Origin of the sequence: Antrihabitans auranticaus (genome assembly GCF_016481275.1) — a bacterium.
GTDB lineage: Bacteria > Actinomycetota > Actinomycetes > Mycobacteriales > Mycobacteriaceae > Antrihabitans.
The window spans coordinates 474,327-493,616 of sequence record NZ_JAEMNW010000002.1 but is presented as its reverse complement, the minus strand read 5'-3'; the positions used below and the strand labels follow the sequence as shown (position 1 = coordinate 493,616).

The 19,290-nt window shown below is 65.2% G+C and carries 14 protein-coding genes; 7 read left to right on the top strand and 7 right to left on the bottom strand.

Annotation, left to right across the window (positions count from 1 at the left end; all coding sequences use genetic code 11):
• Positions 1-7: 7 nt before the first annotated feature.
• Positions 8-2,527, top strand: a complete 2,520-nt coding sequence (locus JGU72_RS10230; RefSeq protein ID WP_307828378.1) for a DEAD/DEAH box helicase — start codon at positions 8-10, stop codon at positions 2,525-2,527.
• 1 nt (position 2,528) lies between these two features.
• On the opposite strand, the gene JGU72_RS10225 is transcribed toward JGU72_RS10230, so the two are convergent.
• On the bottom strand, positions 2,529-3,089 hold the full coding sequence (locus JGU72_RS10225) for a carboxymuconolactone decarboxylase family protein (RefSeq protein WP_199683772.1): 561 nt from the start codon (positions 3,087-3,089) through the stop codon (positions 2,529-2,531).
• A 93-nt stretch (positions 3,090-3,182) separates the two neighbouring features.
• Here JGU72_RS10225 and JGU72_RS10220 point away from each other — a divergent pair, with 93 nt between their 5' ends.
• A complete protein-coding gene (locus tag JGU72_RS10220; RefSeq protein WP_199683771.1) occupies positions 3,183-3,860 on the top strand; it encodes a PhzF family phenazine biosynthesis protein in 678 nt (225 codons plus the stop codon).
• A gap of 3 nt (positions 3,861-3,863) precedes the next feature.
• On the opposite strand, the gene JGU72_RS10215 is transcribed toward JGU72_RS10220, so the two are convergent.
• Both JGU72_RS10215 and JGU72_RS10210 read right to left on the bottom strand, forming a co-directional pair.
• On the bottom strand, positions 3,864-5,084 hold the full coding sequence (locus tag JGU72_RS10215) for an aminotransferase family protein (protein ID WP_199683769.1): 1,221 nt from the start codon (positions 5,082-5,084) through the stop codon (positions 3,864-3,866).
• A gap of 50 nt (positions 5,085-5,134) precedes the next feature.
• Positions 5,135-5,782 (bottom strand): Pr6Pr family membrane protein, encoded by a 648-nt coding sequence (locus JGU72_RS10210; protein ID WP_307828377.1) that lies wholly within the window; start codon positions 5,780-5,782, stop codon positions 5,135-5,137.
• Between the two features lie 60 nt (positions 5,783-5,842).
• Between JGU72_RS10210 and hrpA the strand changes: the two genes are divergently transcribed.
• Positions 5,843-9,736 (top strand): ATP-dependent RNA helicase HrpA, encoded by a 3,894-nt coding sequence (gene hrpA, locus JGU72_RS10205; RefSeq protein ID WP_199683767.1) that lies wholly within the window; start codon positions 5,843-5,845, stop codon positions 9,734-9,736.
• Between the two features lie 18 nt (positions 9,737-9,754).
• On the opposite strand, the gene nrdR is transcribed toward hrpA, so the two are convergent.
• Positions 9,755-10,216 carry a transcriptional regulator NrdR gene (gene nrdR, locus JGU72_RS10200; RefSeq protein WP_199684548.1) on the bottom strand — a complete coding sequence of 154 codons (462 nt, stop codon included), beginning with the start codon at positions 10,214-10,216 and terminating at the stop codon, positions 9,755-9,757.
• 235 nt (positions 10,217-10,451) lie between these two features.
• Entirely contained in the window at positions 10,452-10,949 is a 498-nt protein-coding gene (locus tag JGU72_RS10195) for a LysM peptidoglycan-binding domain-containing protein (RefSeq protein ID WP_199683765.1), read from the bottom strand.
• Between the two features lie 355 nt (positions 10,950-11,304).
• Between JGU72_RS10195 and lexA the strand changes: the two genes are divergently transcribed.
• Positions 11,305-11,988, top strand: coding sequence for a transcriptional repressor LexA (gene lexA / locus JGU72_RS10190; RefSeq protein ID WP_199683763.1), 684 nt, complete (start codon positions 11,305-11,307; stop codon positions 11,986-11,988).
• A 233-nt stretch (positions 11,989-12,221) separates the two neighbouring features.
• Here lexA and JGU72_RS10185 read toward each other — a convergent pair whose 3' ends face one another.
• Both JGU72_RS10185 and ptsP read right to left on the bottom strand, forming a co-directional pair.
• The gene (locus tag JGU72_RS10185) at positions 12,222-13,367 is read right to left on the bottom strand and encodes an acyl-CoA dehydrogenase family protein (protein WP_199683761.1); all 1,146 of its coding nucleotides are present in this window, start codon (positions 13,365-13,367) and stop codon (positions 12,222-12,224) included.
• A 263-nt stretch (positions 13,368-13,630) separates the two neighbouring features.
• The gene (gene ptsP / locus JGU72_RS10180) at positions 13,631-15,328 is read right to left on the bottom strand and encodes a phosphoenolpyruvate--protein phosphotransferase (protein ID WP_199683759.1); all 1,698 of its coding nucleotides are present in this window, start codon (positions 15,326-15,328) and stop codon (positions 13,631-13,633) included.
• Positions 15,329-15,449: 121 nt separating this feature from the next.
• On the opposite strand from ptsP, the gene JGU72_RS10175 reads away from it, so the two are divergent.
• The 3 genes from JGU72_RS10175 to JGU72_RS10165 are packed head-to-tail and all read left to right on the top strand — an operon-like array spanning position 15,450 to position 19,270.
• Positions 15,450-16,217 (top strand): DeoR/GlpR family DNA-binding transcription regulator, encoded by a 768-nt coding sequence (locus JGU72_RS10175; protein WP_199683757.1) that lies wholly within the window; start codon positions 15,450-15,452, stop codon positions 16,215-16,217.
• A complete protein-coding gene (gene pfkB, locus JGU72_RS10170; protein WP_199683756.1) occupies positions 16,214-17,194 on the top strand; it encodes a 1-phosphofructokinase in 981 nt (326 codons plus the stop codon). Before JGU72_RS10175 ends, pfkB begins: the two co-directional genes overlap by 4 nt.
• A 54-nt stretch (positions 17,195-17,248) precedes the next feature.
• A complete protein-coding gene (locus tag JGU72_RS10165) occupies positions 17,249-19,270 on the top strand; it encodes a PTS fructose transporter subunit IIABC (protein WP_199683754.1) in 2,022 nt (673 codons plus the stop codon).
• Positions 19,271-19,290 lie beyond the last annotated feature (20 nt).

Here is a 19,290-nt window from a genome sequence, read left to right as displayed (position 1 = left end):
TTAGGCCGTGCAGCTGCGGAGCTTGATCGACGATCGCCCGGCGGGCGAGGACTTCGACCCCGACTGGCTCTACGACGCATTCACCTCGTGGACCACCGACAGCGGTCTGGAGCTCTATCCCGCGCAAGACGAAGCGATCATCGAACTGGTTTCGGGCGCCAACGTGATACTTGCGACCCCGACCGGGTCAGGCAAGTCGATGGTTGCTGTGGCAGCGCATTTCGTCGCCCTGGCACGCGGGCAGCGGACCTACTACACGGCGCCGATCAAGGCTCTGGTCAGCGAGAAGTTCTTCGCACTGTGCGAAATTTTCGGTGCCGATCAGGTCGGGATGGTGACGGGCGACGCGGCTGTGAACGCGCAGGCCCCGATCATCTGCGCGACAGCCGAGATCCTCGCGAACGTCGCGTTGCGCGAGGGTGCCGACGCCGACATCGGCCAGGTCGTCATGGACGAGTTCCACTACTACGCCGAGCCCGATCGGGGCTGGGCGTGGCAGGTTCCCCTGATCGAGCTCCCCAATGCACAGTTTCTGTTGATGTCGGCAACCCTCGGCGACGTGGAGTTCTTCAAGACCGATATGACTCGGCGGACCGGCCGACCGACGACGGTGATCGCGGGTACCGAACGTCCAGTGCCACTCACCTTTTCCTATGCACTGACGCCGATCGGCGAAACCATCGAGGAACTGGTCACCACCAACCAGGCGCCGGTTTACGTCGTCCACTTCACACAGGCCGCTGCGCTGGAACGCGCACAGGCTCTGACCAGTACCAACTTCTCTTCCCGCGAAGAGAAGGACGCCATCGCGGAAGCCTTGGGCGGCTTTCGATTCGCGACCGGATTCGGAAAGACACTGTCGCGCTTGGTTCGCCACGGGATCGGTGTCCATCACGCTGGGATGCTGCCCAAGTACCGGCGACTGGTCGAGAAGCTCGCTCAGGACGGTCTGCTCAAAGTCATTTGCGGGACGGACACTCTCGGCGTCGGCATCAACGTTCCGATCCGGACGGTGTTGCTGTCCGGTCTGACGAAGTACGACGGCGTGCGCACACGGCAGCTGCGTGCCAGGGAGTTCCATCAGATTGCCGGTCGCGCCGGCCGGGCGGGCTTCGACACGATGGGCACCGTGGTCGTGCAAGCGCCCGAGCACGAGGTCGAGAATGCCCGGCGGGTGGCCAAGGCCGGCGACGATCCGAAGAAGCTCAAGAAGGTACAGCGCACGAAAGCGCCGGAAGGATTCGTGTCGTGGAGTTCGCAAACCTTCGACCGCATCGTCGCCGCGTCACCGGAGCCGCTGGTTTCGCGCTTCACGGTCACGAACTCGATGCTCCTCAACGTGATTGCGCGGCCAGGTAATTGCTTCTACGCGATGAGGCACCTGCTGGAGGACAACCACGAACCTCGGCACGCGCAGCGCAAGCACATTCTGCGAGCGTTGAAGCAGTATCGAGGGCTGCGTAATGCCGGTGTGGTGCAACAACTCCCCGAGCCCGACGAGTTCGGCAGGCACGCACGGCTGACCGTCGACCTGCAGCGCGACTTCGCCCTGGACCAGCCACTGTCGCCGTTCGCACTCGCGACTTTCGAACTGCTGGACCGCGATTCGCCGACCTTCACCGTCGATGTGATTTCGGTGATCGAGGCAACCCTCGAGGACCCGCGCCAGTTGCTGATGGCACAGCAGCACGCCGCTCGTGGCGAAGCGATCAACCGCATGAAGGCTGACGGCATCGAATACGACGAGCGGATGGAGCTGCTCGAAGAGGTCACGTGGCCGAAACCTTTGGCGGAGTTGCTACTTCCCGCGTACGAGACCTACCGCGGCGGCCATCCGTGGCTGTCGGAATTCTCGCCGTCGCCGAAGTCTGTCGTGCGCGACATGATCGAACGCTCGATGACGTTCACCGAGCTGATCAGCCACTACGGCTTGGCCCGATCCGAGGGTTTGGTCCTGCGCTACCTCGCCGACGGCTACCGCGCCCTGCGCCGGACGGTTCCCGAGCAGTATCGAACCGAAGAACTCGAGGACATCATCGAATGGCTCGGCGAACTGATCCGCCAGGTGGATTCGAGCCTGCTCGACGAATGGGAACAGCTCACCAACCCCGGCGCGGAAACCGATACCGACCAGATTGCCTTCGACGCGAGCGCGCCCCGGCCGATCTCCGCCAACGTGCGGGCGTTCCGCGTCCTCATTCGCAACGCGATGTTCCGCCGAGTCGAGCTTGTGGCGCTGCGGCGGTGGGCCGCCCTCGGCGAATTGGCCGTGGGGCCGGACGCGGAAGGCTGGGAGATGTTGCTGGAGCCCTACTTTGCCGAGTACGGCGAGGTCGGGATCGGACCGGACGCACGTGGTCCGCAGCTGTTCACGTTGACCACGAACGGCGACATGTGGTCGGTTCGCCAGGTCATCGACGACCCCGCCGGCGATCACGGGTGGTCGATCGACGCGATGGTCGACGTCGCGGAATCCGATGCGCTCGGTGAGGTAGTTTTCGACGACATGACCGTCACAGCAGGCTGATTCAGGCCGGAAACGCCTCTGCCCACGGTTCCGGATCCAGGCCCGCTGCATTGATCACGCCGGCGAGCAGTCGGTACCACCCACAGCAGATGACGGCCTCCAGGACGAGTTCGTCCGACCACTCGGTGCGCAGCGCAGCGAGCGTCCGATCGCTCACCGTGCACGCGTCGAACATCTCGTCGGCCAGCGTCAGGACAACGCGGTCGCGAGAATCCCAGACGTCGTCGAGCGGTGATCCTGTTGCCGTCGAACGTACTTGATCGTCTTTCAGACCGAGGAGCGGTCGAGCGAATGCGGTGATGTGGACACCCCATTCGTAGCCGGCGCCGCAGCGTGCGGTCGTCCGCGCGATGAGTAGTTCACGCTCGCGTACGGTCAACTGGGGCTTGCCGAGCAGTCCGGCACCGAGTGGACGCATACGCCCCATCAGGTCGGGGTGCCGGGCGAGAACTCGGAACAGCGCCAGCGGCTCGGACACCGCACTGCCGGGCGGCATCCATTTGGCGAGCATGTCCGCGGTGGACTCGCTGTAGGGCGGCTGCAGAGGCGCAATTCGGACCATGATCGAACTCCTTGGTTGCTACGATTTTCATAGCAATAATACGCTTCGATTTCAGTAGCGCAAGGGGGTGTGTGCTGCGGTAGCCTGGCCAGCATGGCGGTCGATGTCGCGGTTGTTCGAGTATTCACGAGTCCATCGGGAGAGTTCGGTAACGCGCTCGGAATCGTTTCGGCGCTCGCGGTTCCCGAGGCCGATAGACAGACGCTGGCAGCGCAACTCGGATTCAGCGAAACGGTCTTCGTCGAACTGACGGCCGATGCACCGATCGCACGCGTCCAGATCTTCACACCAGCCACCGAACTGCCCTTCGCGGGCCACCCGAGCGTCGGACTCGGCTGGTGGCTCGACGAGGTCGAGACGCCCGTGGATGCGCTCGACGTGCCGGCGGGACGCGTGGCCGTCACCCGCACGAATGGGCTGACGAAGATTCGGGCGCAGGCCGACTGGGCACCGGCGTTCGAGTTCCACGACCTTGCATCCGCGGCCGATGTCGACGCGCTGAATCCCACCGACTTCCGCAGCGGTCACCATTACGCCTGGGCGTGGACCGATCGGTCGGCGGGCGCAATCCGCTCACGAATGTTCGCACCCGACATGGGAATTGCCGAAGACGAAGCCACGGGCGCCGCGGCCGTCCGGATCACGGCACGCCTGCAGCGCGACCTCACCATTACCCAGGGCCGCGGTTCGCAGATCTTCACGACCGTGCTCGACGAAGACTGGATCCAACTCGGTGGACGCTGTGTCGCCGAGCGCAGCCTGCAGGTGTAGCGGTCAGCCCAGCGCCGCTCGCACGGCCTTCGCCATGTCTGCGACCTGATCGTCGGTCATCACGAACGACGGCGAGAACTGCAACGCGCCGACGCCCGCCGCGCGTCCCGAAACCCCGTGTGCCCGCATGGTTTTCACGAACGGCAGCGCCTCGGCCGGATCGGCGAGTTGCACGGCAGCGACCGCGCCGAGTCCGCTGCGCACCTCCGCGACCCGCGGGTGGTCTGCGAGCGGTGAAAGATTCTCGTGGAGAGCAGCTTCCAGGCGCTTGGACTCGTCGAGCAGGTTCTCCCGTTCCATGATGTCGAGTGTCGCCATTGCCGCGGCGGCGGCGCCGGCGTGACCGCCGTAGGTGTAGCCGTGCCGCCACCACACCCCCCCGGCGAAGAACGGCTGCGCGATGTGCGGCGCGATGAAGACCGCGCCCATCGGCACGTAGCCAGAGGTCAGCCCCTTCGCAGTCGTCATGAGGTCGGGCTGCAGGTCGAGGCGTGAGGATGCGAACCAGGACCCGCCGATGCGTCCGAATCCCGTCACGACCTCGTCGGCCACGAACAGAATGTCGTGCTCTCGGCAGATCTGCCGCACCTCGGTCAGATAACCCTCCGGCGGCAGATACACCCCGCCTGCGCCGATGATCGGCTCGCAGAAGAAGGCCGCAATGTTGTCTGCACCGATCTCCTCGATCAGTGTGAGCAGGCTCTTCGCGTCGTCCCAGTCGACGGTCCGGGCGTCGGCCATCAACTCGCCGTAGCCTTCCCGGTTCGGCGGGATGCCTGCCAGCGCGGTCCCCGCGACGTGCATTCCGTGATACGCCTTGGTGCGGCCCACGACGATTCGCTTGGCCGGCTTGCCGACCTCACCCCAGTAGCGACGCGCCAGCTTGGCCGCGGTGTCGATCGAATCCGAGCCACCCGAGGTGAAGAAGATCTTGCTTCCGGCGACCGGGGCGATGGCCGCCAGCCGTTCGGCCAACTCCACCGTGATCGCGGGCACGAAGTCACCGAAGTTCGAGTAATGCGCCACCTTTGCGAGCTGCTCGGCAACTGCGTCGGCGATCTCACGCCGGCCATGGCCCACGTTCGCGAACCACAGGCCGGCGGTCGCGTCGAGGTACCGCTGACCTGCATTGTCCCAAATGTAGGCGCCCTCACCGCGCTCGATGACGAATGCGTTGCCCTCGACCGCACCCATATCGGCGAAGCCATGCCACAGCGAACCCATTCCAGCCCCTTACCTGCGCAGCGTCGGTGAATCGTCCTCGACCGTAGCCGCTACTCCGTGCCGTAGCGCCACCGGGCGGCAAGCCGTCCGATTCCGGCCACCGAGAGCGCCAGCAGGACGAACGCGATCAGCAGCACAACCAGCCCGAGCGCGAGCGATACATAACCCTGCGTCCGTGGATCGATGAAGGGGTACGGATACCAGTCGACGATCGGTCCGCGAATCAGGCTGTACACGCCGTACACGATCGGGAAGGCCAGCCAGGCGAGCACTCGCTTCTCCTCGATGCGCTGCCGCGGCGGCGTGAGGATCCAATCCACAAGCAGCACAATGGGAAGCAGCCGGTGCAGCACATCGTTGATCCACTTGTCCTGCAACATCACGTCCACGTTGGCGAGCAGCACCGCGTAGACGACACACGTGATGACCATGTAGACGGTCACCGCGCCGCGAATACGCTGCCAGCGCTCCCCCGGTGGGTCGATCGCTCCCCCGACGAACAACACGACGACCGCGGCGACATTGCTCAGGATCGTGAAGTAGCTGAAGTAGTTGGCGACCGAATAGAGCTCGTTGTCCATGTTGCGGACCGGGATCCACACCAACGCAACCAATCCCAGGATCGCAAACCCGATCCGTAGCGCGCGCACAACGATTGGGGTGGAGGTAGCCGAGCCGACGAGATTCGTGGTGGTCACGACCACATGGTCGCACGTCGGATCGGCGTCGTCGCGCACTTTCGATAGGCTGGACCAGTCATGTCCTCATCACTTCCGCCGCCTTCCGGTACTGCCCGCGAACTGCGCAAACGACTGCACGGCGTCAGCATTCGCGACGAGCATCGCCTGCGACGCCGACTCGACCGTGCCCGCACGCCGGATGCTGTCGCGACGGTCGAGCGCGATGTCGCCGCCGCGGAGGTTCGCTTCGCGAATCGGCGGGACTCGGTGCCCGCGATCACCTATCCCGAAGCATTGCCGGTCACCGCGCGTCGCGCCGATATTGCAGCGGCCATAGCCGCGCATCAGGTGGTGGTCGTCGCAGGTGAGACCGGGTCAGGGAAAACGACGCAGATCCCGAAGATCTGCCTCGAGCTCGGCCGCGGCATCCGCGGCACGATCGGCCATACCCAGCCGCGCCGACTCGCTGCGCGGACGGTCGCCGAACGAATCGCGGAAGAGCTCGACACCGAACTCGGCGACACCGTCGGGTACACAGTCCGCTTCACCGATCAGGCATCCGACAAGACGCTGATCAAGCTGATGACCGACGGCATCCTGCTCGCGGAGATTCAGCGCGACCGGCTGCTACGGCAGTACGACACGCTGATCATCGACGAAGCGCACGAGCGCAGTCTGAACATCGACTTTCTACTCGGTTACCTCCAGCAACTGCTCCCGCGGCGACCCGACCTCAAAGTGATCATCACGTCCGCGACGATCGATCCGGAACTGTTCGCCAGGCACTTCGCGCGCGACGGTGTCCCCGCCCCGATCGTCGAGGTCTCGGGCAGGTCCTACCCGGTCGAGGTCCGGTACCGGCCGCTGTCGGTCGAAGTGGATGACGAGGTGATCGACCTCGACCCCGTGGACGCCGTGTGCGAGGCGGTTCAGGAGCTTTTCGCAGCGGGCGACGGCGACGTCCTCGTCTTCCTGTCCGGTGAGCGCGAAATCCGTGACACTGCCGACGCGCTGAACGATCTGAAGCTGGCGCGCACAGAAATCGTCCCGCTCTACGGCAGGCTCTCGGCGGCCGAACAGCACCGCGTGTTCACTCCGCACACCGGTCGGCGGGTTGTGTTGTCCACCAACGTCGCCGAGACGTCGCTCACCGTTCCGGGCATCCGGTACGTCGTCGATCCCGGCACCGCCCGCATATCTCGATATTCGATCCGCACCAAGGTGCAGCGCCTGCCGATCGAGCCGATCTCGCAAGCATCTGCACGGCAGCGTGCCGGTCGGTGCGGTCGCGTCGCGGACGGCATCTGCATCAGGCTCTACTCCGAGGAGGATTTCGACGCTCGGCCTCCGTTCACCGAACCCGAGATCCTGCGTACCAACCTCGCCGCGGTCATCTTGCAGATGACGGCCCTCGGGTTGGGCGAGATCGAGAAATTTCCGTTCCTCGAGCCACCGGACCCGCGCAGCATCCGCGACGGCATAGCCCTGCTCGAAGAACTCGGAGCGATCACCACCACGGGCGGGCTCGAACTGACACCGGTCGGCCGCGAACTCGCCCAGCTACCTGTCGATCCGCGGATGGCGCGCATGCTCGCGGAGGCGCACCGTTCGGGCTGCCTGCGAGAGATGCTGGTCATCGTGTCGGCGCTGGCGATTCAAGACGTCCGCGAACGACCGAGCGATCACCAGCAGGCCGCCGACACCAGTCACGCTCGTTTCAACGTCGAGAACTCCGACTTCCTCGCCCATCTGAAGCTGTGGGAGTACCTCAACGAACAACGAAACAACCTGTCGTCCAACCAGTTTCGGAAGATGTGCCGCACCGAATTCTTGCATTGGCTGCGAATTCGCGAATGGCAGGACCTGCACGGGCAGCTCCGGACCATCACTCGCGGACTCGGTTGGGACTCCAACTCCACGCCCGCGACCGACGTCGCCGTTCATCAGTCGTTACTCGCAGGTTTGCTGTCACACATCGGTGTTCGCGATGGCGAGACCAGAGAATTCCTCGGCGCGCGCGGCGCCAAGTTCGCCGTGTTCCCCGGTTCGTCGCTGTTCAAGAAGCCGCCACGCTGGGTGATGGCCGCCGAACTGGTCGAGACTTCGCGGCTCTGGGGCCGGATGGCGGGCCGCATCGAACCCGAATGGGCAGAAAAGCTCGCCCCGCACCTGATCAAAAGGACGTACTCCGAACCACATTGGTCGACGAAACGCGCCGCTGCGATGGCATACGAGCGCGTCACGCTGTACGGGATTCCGCTGGTCAGCAGCCGGTTGGTGACCTATGGCCCGATCGACCCGGTCGAGTCCCGGGATCTGTTCATCCGGCACGCGCTCGTCGGTGGTGAATGGACGACTCAACACGCATTTTTCCGGCGCAACCGCGAACTGCTCGACGACGTGGCCGAACTCGAACATCGTGCGCGTCGCCGCGACATTCTCGTCGACGACGAAACGTTGTTCGCCTTCTACGACGAACGGGTCGGTGCGGAGGTCGTTTCCGCGCGGCACTTCGATACGTGGTGGAAGAAGACACGTCGCACCCAACCGAACCTGCTCGACTTCACCCCGGAAACCGTGGTCGACGAGGCCGCGACTCCTGTTCTGGGCGGCGACTATCCGGATTCGTGGCGGCAGGGCGAGATCGCCTTCCCCTTGACCTACCAATTCGAACCCGGCACGGACGACGACGGAGTCACGGCACGCATACCTGTTGCTGCGTTGGCCCACATCCGGCCCGTCGGATTCGACTGGTTGGTACCGGGAATGCGCGACGAGTTGGTCGTCGCGTTGATCAAGACCTTGCCCAAGCACCTGCGCCGCACCGTTGTTCCGGCACCGGACCACGCTCGCGCTGCCCTGGGGGCCGTTCGGCCTCGGTCCGAGCCGCTCGTCAACGCGATGGCGCGCGAGCTGAGCCGATTGGGCGGAACGACGATCTCGCCGAAAGACTTCGACATCGCCGCGCTGCCCGATCACCTCCGCATGACGTTCGCGGCGACAGAGCCCGACGGGAAAGTACTCGCGAAACGGAAGAGCCTGGCGGAGTTGCGGACATCGCTCGCCACCGAGGTTGCCGCGGCAGTCGCCGCAGCCGCAACGGAGATCGAGCGCCCGGCAGCGACGGTGTGGACGTCGGAATCCCTTGGCACACTCGACGACACAGTGGTTCGCGACGTCGGCGGTCAGCGAATAACCGGTTACCCGGCCCTGGTAGCCGAGGACGAAGGGGTTGCGGTCCGGGTGTTGAGCACGCCGCGCGAGCAAGCCGCTGCGATGAAAACCGGCACCCGCGACCTCGTGCTGCGCGCGGTGGCCACACCTACCCGCCAGGTCACCGCCGCCCTGACCCCGCGACAGCGGCTGACCCTGAGCCAGAATCCACACGGCTCGATCGACGCACTCGTCGAAGACTGCCGCGCGGCTGCCGTGGACGAGATGATCAGCGCGGCGGGCGGTGCGGTCCGGTCACCGGCGCAGTTCGACGCCCTGATCGCCACGATCAAACCTCGCCTGGCACAACGGGTCCGGGAACTCGTCGAGCTGGTCCTGCCGATCCTGGCGTCCGCTCGGGAGGTCGGAGCCAGGCTGCACGGGCTCACCGGCGACGTAGCAGACGATGTCCGGCATCAACTCGACAACCTCGTGTTCGCTGGTTTCGTCACTGAATTGGGGGCAACACGTCTGCGGGAGTTGCCACGATATCTGGACGCTGCCACCGCGCGCATCGATGCGCTTACAGCAAGTGCCACGCGTGATCGACAAGGAATGGATGTACTCGACCGCGTGTACGCCCGCTACGACAACTTGCTCGAATCTCTTCCCGAGGAACGCAAAGGCGCGGCTGAGGTCGTGGAGATCTCGTGGCTGATCGAGGAACTACGAGTGAGTCTTTTCGCACAGAAGGTGGGGACGCCGTTTCCGGTGTCGGAGAAGCGGATCGAGAAGGCAATCACCGCCATTCGACGATGAGCACTGTGTCGTCGATACTCAGTCCGTTGCAGCAGCGCGGTGCGCGCGCAAATCTTCGATTTCGCGCTCGAAATCGTCGGCCGAACTGAACGACCTGTACACGGAGGCAAACCGGAGGTAGGCGACTTCGTCGAGGTCGCGCAATGGACCCAGGATCGCCAGTCCCACCTCGTTGCTCGGAATTTCGGCCGACCCGGAAGCGCGGACGGTGTCTTCGACCTGTTGGGCGAGCACATTCAACGCGTCGTTGTCCACGTCCCTGCCCTGACATGCCCGGCGCACGCCGCGGACGACCTTTTCACGACTGAAGGGTTCGGTGACGCCACTTCGCTTCACCACGGCGAGGACCGCAGTTTCGACCGTTGTGAATCGTCGACCACAGTTGGGGCACGACCGCCGCCGTCTGATCGCCGATCCCTCGTCGGCTTCGCGAGAGTCGACGACTCGCGAATCAGGGTGTCGGCAGAACGGGCAGTGCATGTCGAATCCTTCGTCGATGCCGACGCGCCCGCCTTCGTCGATCGCAGGCGCGGGCGAACCGATCGGAGTGAATTCGCTCGTGCTGTACGCGATGTGGATGCGACCACGCGGCGTGGTGAGACCAGCAGGACTCGACAATACTCGTTCGGATCCGGGAGCGGACAGAACACCCATGGGGAGCAGTGGAATGCTGCACCGCACCTGTGCGAGAGACTCGAACATGGCAAGCTGCCAGTTACGGATTCGCGGGCGTGATCAGAGTCTGCCCGACGTGCACGTCGGCATTTGGCAGCCCGTTGAGATCGAGGATTTCCGCCACTACTTGGGCAACCGGCGTACCCGGCGCGACTCGGGCGGCGACATCGCTCAATGTCTCGCCGTTGTGCACCCGAACGACGGCGGTGGTACTCGGCGCACCGCCCGACAGACCGTCGGTGCGCATGTTCCACGCGCCCAGGATGCCCGCCACGACCAGAGCGCTCAGCAGGCCGGCCGCGAGAGTGACCGCGAAGCTGGGCTTCTGCTCGGCCGCCTCGAAGTCCACCGACTCCCGTACCACCCGCCCGCGTACGCCGACCGAGTCGTAGTCGACCCCTGCGACCGGCGGGCGGCGAAAATCGTTGGCCACCAGTCCGTGCCGCCGCCGCGACGTGCGGACCGGCGCACTATCGGTCCGCTCGGCCTCGTGCGTCCGTGTGCCGAATTCGGTCATCTCGTTCATCGCGATGCTCATCGGTTTCTCCCGTTCCTCGTCAGCCGCAATCCTGCGTTGGTTCGCTCACCCGTTCGATGAACTCCTGTTCGAATTTTCTACCACGCCCCACCGACAAAGTCTCTACTTTCGGCGACACGTGTCGAACAGGTGTTTGAAACAGTCGGCCGGACGCGCTAGATTCGAACTCGAACATCGGGTCGACGGCAGTTGCACACCAACACCGATCCCGAAGGTCAGCGGCCGAGGCGGTCGATGGCCGCGAGCAGTCGGTCAGAGCGAACACACGCAAAGCGAACACACGCAAAGCGAATACACGCAGAACGAACACACGCAGAACGATCACACTCAGGGCAAGAAAGAAGGACGGTCAACGATGAAGGTAACTGGCAGCACCGATGGGCCCGACATTGCCGCCGGCCTCACCGATCGGCAGCGGAAGGTCCTGGAGGTGATCCGGGCATCGGTCAACGAGCGCGGCTATCCGCCGAGCATTCGCGAGATAGGCGACGCCGTCGGACTGACCTCGACCTCGTCCGTCGCGCATCAGCTGCGCACGCTCGAGCGAAAGGGATTCCTGCGCCGCGACGCGAATCGGCCTCGCGCCGTGGATGTTCGCGGCATCGACGAGGTCAACAGCGCGATGGCAGGCGACGATGCCGACGAGGATCAGCCGCAGCTTCCGACGCCTACCTTCGTGCCTGTGCTCGGGCGGATCGCCGCCGGTGGGCCGATACTCGCCGAGCAGGCCGTGGAGGACGTCTTCCCGCTGCCCCGCGAACTGGTCGGCGAAGGCTCGCTGTTCCTGCTCAAGGTCGTAGGCGAATCCATGATCGAAGCAGCCATCTGCGATGGCGACTGGGTCGTTGTGCGCCAACAGAACACGGCAGACAACGGTGAGATCGTCGCGGCGATGATCGACGGCGAGGCGACGGTGAAGACCTTCAAGCGCACCGGCAAGCAAGTCTGGCTGTTGCCGCACAATCCGTTGTTCGAACCGATCAACGGCAACAGCGCGGCAATTCTCGGCAAGGTCGTGACGGTTATCCGCAAGATCTGATCGTTTCGTCGAGGACGACTGGGTCCGGTCGCCCTCGACGAAGCACCGTTGGGTCACGGCTGCCTCTCGGCGACCGGGCCGCCCGTTCGCGATACGGATCGGCGCGTCTCGAGGCAGACACGCCGCTCCCCTCCCAGCCGCACCCCTTCTCGGGATCTGCACCCAGACATGCCGTGCGACGCGCCGCGGCCGCCCCGAAACGGAGTGCAGCGAAGGAGGGGCGCGGGCGGGACTTACGCCAGATTCAGGCCGCGGCCGATGATCTCCTTCATGATTTCGGACGTGCCGCCGTAAATCGTCTGGACGCGGGCATCGAGATAGGCCTTCGCGATCTTGTATTCCTTCATGTAGCCGTAGCCACCATGTAGCTGCAGGCACCGGTCGATGAGCTTGACCTGAGCCTCAGTGCTGTAGAACTTGGCCATCGCGGCTTCCTGAACGGTGAGTTTGTCCTCGTTCAGCAGTTCGATGCATTTGTCGACGAAGACGCGCACGATCGTTGCCTCCGTTGCCAATTCGGCCAGCACGAAGCGGGTGTTCTGCAGTGCGCCGATGGGCTTTCCGAACGCCTTGCGATCGCGGCAGTACTGAATTGTGGTCTCGAGGCACGATTCCATGACCGCCGTCGCCATGACCGCGATCGACAGCCGTTCCTGCGGCAGGTTCTGCATGAGGTGGATGAAGCCCATGCCCTCGGTCCCCAGCAGGTTTGCATGCGGCACACGGACATCGGTGAAGTTGAGTTCTGCCGTGTCCTGCGCCGGCATACCGATCTTGTCCAGGTGGCGGCCACGCTCGAAGCCAGGCATATCGCGCTCGACGACGAACAACGAGAAGCCCTGCGCGCCTTTGTCGGGATCAGTCTTCGCCACGACGATCACGAGGTCGGAGTTGATCCCGTTGGTGATGAAGGTCTTCGAGCCGTTGAGCACCCAGTCGTCCCCGTCACGAACCGCACGAGTTTTGATGCCCTGCAGGTCGCTGCCAGTGCCGGGCTCGGTCATTGCAATCGCGCTGATCAGTTCGCCCGATGCGAAGCCGGGGAGCCAGCGCTGGGCCTGCTCCTCGTTGCACAGTTCGAGGAAGTAGGGCGCACACACGTCGTTGTGCAGAGAAAATCCGACGCCAGAGAAGCCTGCGGCCGATGTCTCTTCGGCGACGATGGCGTTATAGCGGAAATCTTTGACTCCCCCGCCGCCGTACTCCTCCGGCACCGCCATGCCGAGAAAGCCTTCCTTGCCAGCCGCGGCCCACACTTCGCGGTCGACGATGTGCTGCTCCTCCCAGCGTTCGTGGTTAGGCGCCACGTGCTGCTCGAGAAACTTGCGGTACGACTCGCGGAAGAGCTCGTGCTCGGGTTCGAAAATCGTGCGCTCCATCGCGTCTCCTCTGTTATTGGCGGCCTGCCAGGTATCGATCAGGCCACCCTACGCGCGACTTGACGGTGTACATCAGTGGGTGCTCGGTGGGTGTTGTGCGGACCGTCGGCTGGTGGACGGGCGAGCAGGCTGCTGTCGTGGTTGTTACTCGCGAGGCGGTCGGCTGAGCCTGGCGGGCGAGCGGGTTGGAAATGTCGCGTCGAGCGGGCACTTGTGGCGGGGTTCGCCGCTCGTCGACGCCAGATAAGCCCGCTCGCGGCGATCTAGGAACCGTTCAAGATCTCCCCGGCCGCGGCCCTGGCTGCCAGCGGGTCCGCCGTGGCCAGCACTGCGGCCGCCGCTGCGACGCAGTCGTCGAAAGTGACCGACGCCAGTTTTGCACCCACTGCGGCGACCGCCGCTGCGGCGCACGACAGCGACGTGATGCCAAGCCCTACAAGGACACACGCCAACAGCGGATCTGCCGCGGCTTCGCCGCAGACACCGACCGGCTTACCGACTGCCGCTCCGGCAGTCGCGGCCATCGCAACCAATTTCACGACTGCCGGCTGCCAAGGATCGGTCAACGCCGCCAAATCGGCGGACATCCGGTCCGCAGCCATCGTGTACTGGGCGAGATCGTTCGTCCCTATCGAGAGAAACTCGACATGGGCGAGGACCTGATCGGCGAGCAGAGCCGCCGCCGGTACCTCGATCATCACACCGGGCTTCAAGCCGCGCTCGCGAACTTTCGCGGCAAAGGACGCAGCTTCCGCGGCGGTGGAGATCATCGGCGCCATCACCCACGGCTCGGCCCCGGAGCGTGCCGCAGCCGCGGCGATGGCATCGAGCTGGCGATCGAGAATGCCACTGTCGCGCTCGGCAATTCGGATACCGCGGACGCCGAGGGCAGGGTTGGCTTCGGCGGCGTGGTTGGCAAACTTCAGCGGCTTGTCCGAGCCGGCATCGAGAGTGCGTACGACGACTTTCTTCGCTGCGAACGCGTCGAGGACCTCGGCGTAGATATCGGCCTGCTCCGCCACCGTCGGCTCAGTGGCACGATCGAGAAAACACAGTTCGGTACGGAAGAGTCCGACACCTTCAGCAGCCGTCGCTCGCGCTGCCCGCGCACCCGCGCCGTCCTGGACGTTCGCGAGAATATCGACAGGCCGACCGTCCAGCGTCGCCCCCGGACCCGCCCACCCGGCGATCCTCGCGGCATCGGCCCGACTCTGCTGTGCACGCTCGGTTGCCGCAGCCTCGTTCGGCGCGACGACGATCTCGCCGGTTGTTCCGTCGATCAGCACCGCGGTGCCGGCCGGCACGTCGTCCAACTCGCCCACAGCCACGACGCATGGGATGCCGAGCTGCCGGGCGATGATCGCGGTGTGGCTGGTCGGACCGCCGAGCGATGTCGCCAGACCGAGAATCAGCGTCGGGTCCAGCCCTGCGGTATCAGCAGGTGCAAGGTCGTCGGCGAGAAGAATCGACGGTTCGTCGGGCATCGGAATGCCCGGCTCGGGCAGCCCGGCAATCTCGGCGATGACCCGGTCGCGGATATCCCGCAGGTCTGTGACGCGCTCGGCCATGAGGCCACCGGCCTTTTCGAGCATCCCAGCGAACCAGTCGGTCGCAGTCGCCGCGCCGATTCCAGCTTCTGCGCCCGCCTTGATCGACTTCTCCGCGGAGCGTAGCCACGCGCGATCGGTCGCCATTGCGGCATTCGCCGACAACACCTCCGCGGCGGCGCCGCTGGCATTCGCCGCGCGCTCACGCAATCGCTGCGCGACGGTCGTCGCAGCCAGGCGAAACTTCTCGAGCTGATCGGGCCGATCAGCTTCGGGCACTTCGGGTTGATCGACACGCAACGCCGGGCGCACACCGGGGCGAATCGCGCGCCCGTAACCGACGCCCGGCACGACCGGCGTGCCGTGGAGCGTCGTTCCCTGTAATCCCTGTACGTCTTCGGCCGAACGAGTCATCTCTGTGTGCTCCCTGTCATACGCGCTGACTGATGTGACCAATGTAACGCGCAACCGTTGACAAAGCAACATGTTCGGGCGTAAAACAATAGATATCAACACAACAACCACAGGAGCGGGCGTGTACGCAGAAGAGCGGCAGCAGGCGATCAGCTCGCTGGTGAACCAGCGCACCCGGGTATCGGTCACCGATCTCGCGGATCACTTCGGAGTGACCACCGAAACGGTGCGGCGGGATCTCGCAGTACTCGAACGCATCGGCGTCGTGCGGCGAGTGCACGGCGGTGCGGTGCCGGCGTCGGCACTGACTGCTATCGAACCGGCCACCACCGAGCGCGAATTTGCCCACGCGGACCAGAAGGACCGGATCGCTAAGTCCGCCCTCGAATTCCTGCCTGGGCCTGGCGGCAGCGTCCTCTTCGATGCCGGGACGAGCACAGGTCGTATCGCCGCGCTGCTCCCGACCGATCGCGAACTCACAGTCGTGACGAATTCGGTTCCGATCGCTGCCCGGGTCTCCGGACTCAACAGCGTTCACCTGCACATGCTCGGCGGCAGGGTCCGCGGCCTGACTCAGGCAGCCGTCGGTCCGGAAGCCCTGCGCGTGCTCTCGACCCTGCGGGTGGATGTGGCGTTCATCGGCACCAACGCGCTCAGCGTCGGGCACGGGCTGTCCACACCGGACAGCGACGAAGCCGAGGTCAAGCGCGCGATGCTCGACGCCGCCCAGCAGATCGTCGTGGTTGCCGACTCCTCCAAGATCGGCCGCGAACACATGATCAGCTTCGGTTCGGCCGACCGAGTCGATGTGCTCGTCACCGACTCGGGAATCTCCGACGCCGCCCGCGGCGAACTGCGCAACTGTGGAATGGAAGTAGTAGTCGCATGATCGTCACCCTCACGGCCAACCCGAGCATCGATCGAACGATCATGCTCGCAGCCACCCTCGAGCGCGGGGCGGTCCAGCGAGCTCGTGCCGCGACTTCGGACCCCGGCGGCAAAGGAATCAACGTCGCCCGCGTCGTCGCTGCCGCAGGAGTGCCCGCGATAGCCGCACTGCCCGGCAATGCCTCGGACCCCCTGTTGGTCGCATTACGCGACGCGGGGATCGCTCACCGGACAGTTGCGGTCCCCGGAAACGCCCGCACGAACCTGACACTCGCCGAGCCCGATGGCACGACAACCAAGATCAACGCTCTCGGCAACCCGCTGACCAGCACCGACGCCGACCACCTTGCGGCGCTGGTGCACGAACTCGCCACCGATGCCGCCTGGGTCGTGCTGTCTGGATCGCTACCGCCCGGCGTGCCGGACGGGTGGTACGCCGACCTCGTCGAAGCCCTGCGGCAGACTCCGGCGCGTGTCGCCGTCGATACGTCGGACGGGCCGCTGACCGCTCTGGCCGCCCGGTTCCCCAGCGCTGCTCCGGATCTCATCAAGCCGAACGCCGAGGAATTGGCTCAACTCACCGGCCACTCAGCCGTAGACCTCGAAGCCGCTGCGGCAGCGGGCGATACGTCCCACGTCGTCGCGGCCGCAAGGAGCCTCATCGAGCGTGGCGTCGGATCCGTGCTGGCCACCCTCGGCGGTGCGGGCGCAGTCCTGGTCACCGACGCAGGCGCTTGGCACGCAACGGTTCCGCCGATCAGGGTTCGCAGCACGGTCGGTGCCGGCGATTCCTCCCTGGCGGGCTATCTACTTGCCGACCTGAGAGGCGCCGGACCCGATCAGCGCCTCGCCGCAGCAGTCGCCTACGGCGCTGCAGCGGCCTCGCTACCGGGCACTGTCCTGCCGACGGCAGACAACGTCGACATCGCCGCTGCGACGGTCACGAACCTCCAACCCACCCACACGATCTTCGGCTGACAACCCGCTCGGCCGACAAAACCAGCCACTCACCGAGACACAAAGGACACGACGATGGCACAACCGATATCTCGAACAGGGATCATCACGCCTGACTTGATCGCACTCGACGCCGACCTCGGCAGCTCGAAGGACGCGGTCATCACCGCACTTGCCGAGCGGCTCACGAACGCCGGGCGCGCAACCGATTCCGCCGGCCTCCGCGACGCGGCTCTCGCACGAGAGGCGAAGTCCGCGACCGGATTACCGGGCGGCCTCGCGATCCCGCACTGCCGAACCGAGTCGGTCACCACCGCCTCGCTCGGTTTCGCCCGCCTGAACCCGAAGGTCGACTTCGGCGCGCCCGACGGCCCGGCGGACCTCGTCTTCCTGATCGCCGCGCCCGAAGGCGCGGGCAAGGAGCACATGAAACTGCTCTCGAGCCTCGCACGGGCACTTGTCAGGCCTGCCTTCGTTGCCGAATTGCGCGAGGCCGCAACGGCCGATGAGATTGTCGACGCGGTCGAGCGCGTGCTCGCGCCGAAACCCAAAGCCGCACCCGCGGCCGCATCCGCGCCCGCGACGGACACGGAGAAGCCCGCCGAACCGGTCGAAGCGCCGAAGACCATCGTCGCCGTGACTGCCTGCCCCACGGGTATCGCACACACCTACATGGCCGCCGACGCGCTCGTCGCTGCCGGCTCCCGTGCCGGCGTGACGATCCACGTCGAGACCCAAGGGTCCAGTGGCAGTACGCCGTTGAGCGCAGCGACCATCGCCGCAGCGAGCGCCGTCATCTTCGCGACGGACGTCGGCGTCAAGGGCAAGGAACGCTTCGCAGGTAAGCCGGTCGTCGCATCGGGCGTCAAGCGCGCCATCAACGAACCCGACGTGATGGTGACGGAAGCCCTCCGAGCGAGCCTGAATCCCCAGGCCACCAGGGTCGACGGAACGGTCGCCACCGACGATTCGGCGTCGGCCGGCTCGATCGGCTGGGGCACCCGCCTGCGCCAGATCCTGCTGACCGGTGTCAGCTACATGATCCCGTTCGTCGCTGCTGGCGGCCTGCTCATCGCGCTCGGCTTCCTGCTCGGCGGTTACGAGATCTCCGACGGCGCCAAGACGATCGTCCTGGACAACTCGATCACCCAACTGCCCGACGGTGGACTCGCAACCTATCTCGGTGCTGTCCTGTTCCAACTCGGTGCCCTCGCCTTCGGCTTCCTGGTACCCGCGCTCGCCGGCTACATAGCCTTCGCGATAGCCGACAGGCCGGGGCTTGCACCAGGATTCACGGCCGGAGCGGTCGCGGTGTTCGTCGGCGCCGGCTTCATCGGCGGTCTCGTCGGCGGCATCATCGCCGGGTTCGCCGCGCTCTGGATCGGCCGGATCAACGTCCCGCAATGGGCTCGCGGCCTCATGCCCGTCGTCGTCATCCCGCTGTTCGCAACGCTTCTCGTCGGCGCCGTCATGTTCATCTTCCTCGGAAAGCCCTTGGCGGCAGTCACTTCCGGTCTCACCAATTGGCTCAACGGATTGTCCGGCAGCTCCGTCGTGTTCCTCGGCATCATCCTCGGTTTGATGATGTGCTTCGACCTCGGTGGACCGGTCAACAAGGCCGCCTACGCATTTGCCGTCGCAGGATTGAACGTCAACGATCCCGCGTCGTTGCGCATCATGGCCGCCGTCATGGCCGCAGGCATGGTCCCGCCGCTGGCGATGGCGCTGGCATCGACCGTTCGACCACGCCTGTTCAGCACCGCCGAGCAGGAAAACGGCAAGGCCGCTTGGCTTCTCGGCGCAGCGTTCATCTCCGAGGGCGCGATCCCCTTCGCCGCAGCGGACCCCTTCCGAGTCATCCCCTCGATGATGGTCGGTGGCGCAGCGACCGGCGCCCTGATCATGGCGACAAGCACAACGCTCAGCGCACCACACGGCGGAATCTTCGTCTTCTTCGCCATCGGGCACATCGTCTGGTTCATCGCATCCCTGGTCATCGGAACGGTCATCGGAGCGACATGCGTCGTGCTCGCCAAGGAACTGGTCCACCGCAAGCCGGCAACCGAAGAAACCCAACTCGTCACCACCGCAGCCTGATAGACACAACCCACCACCTT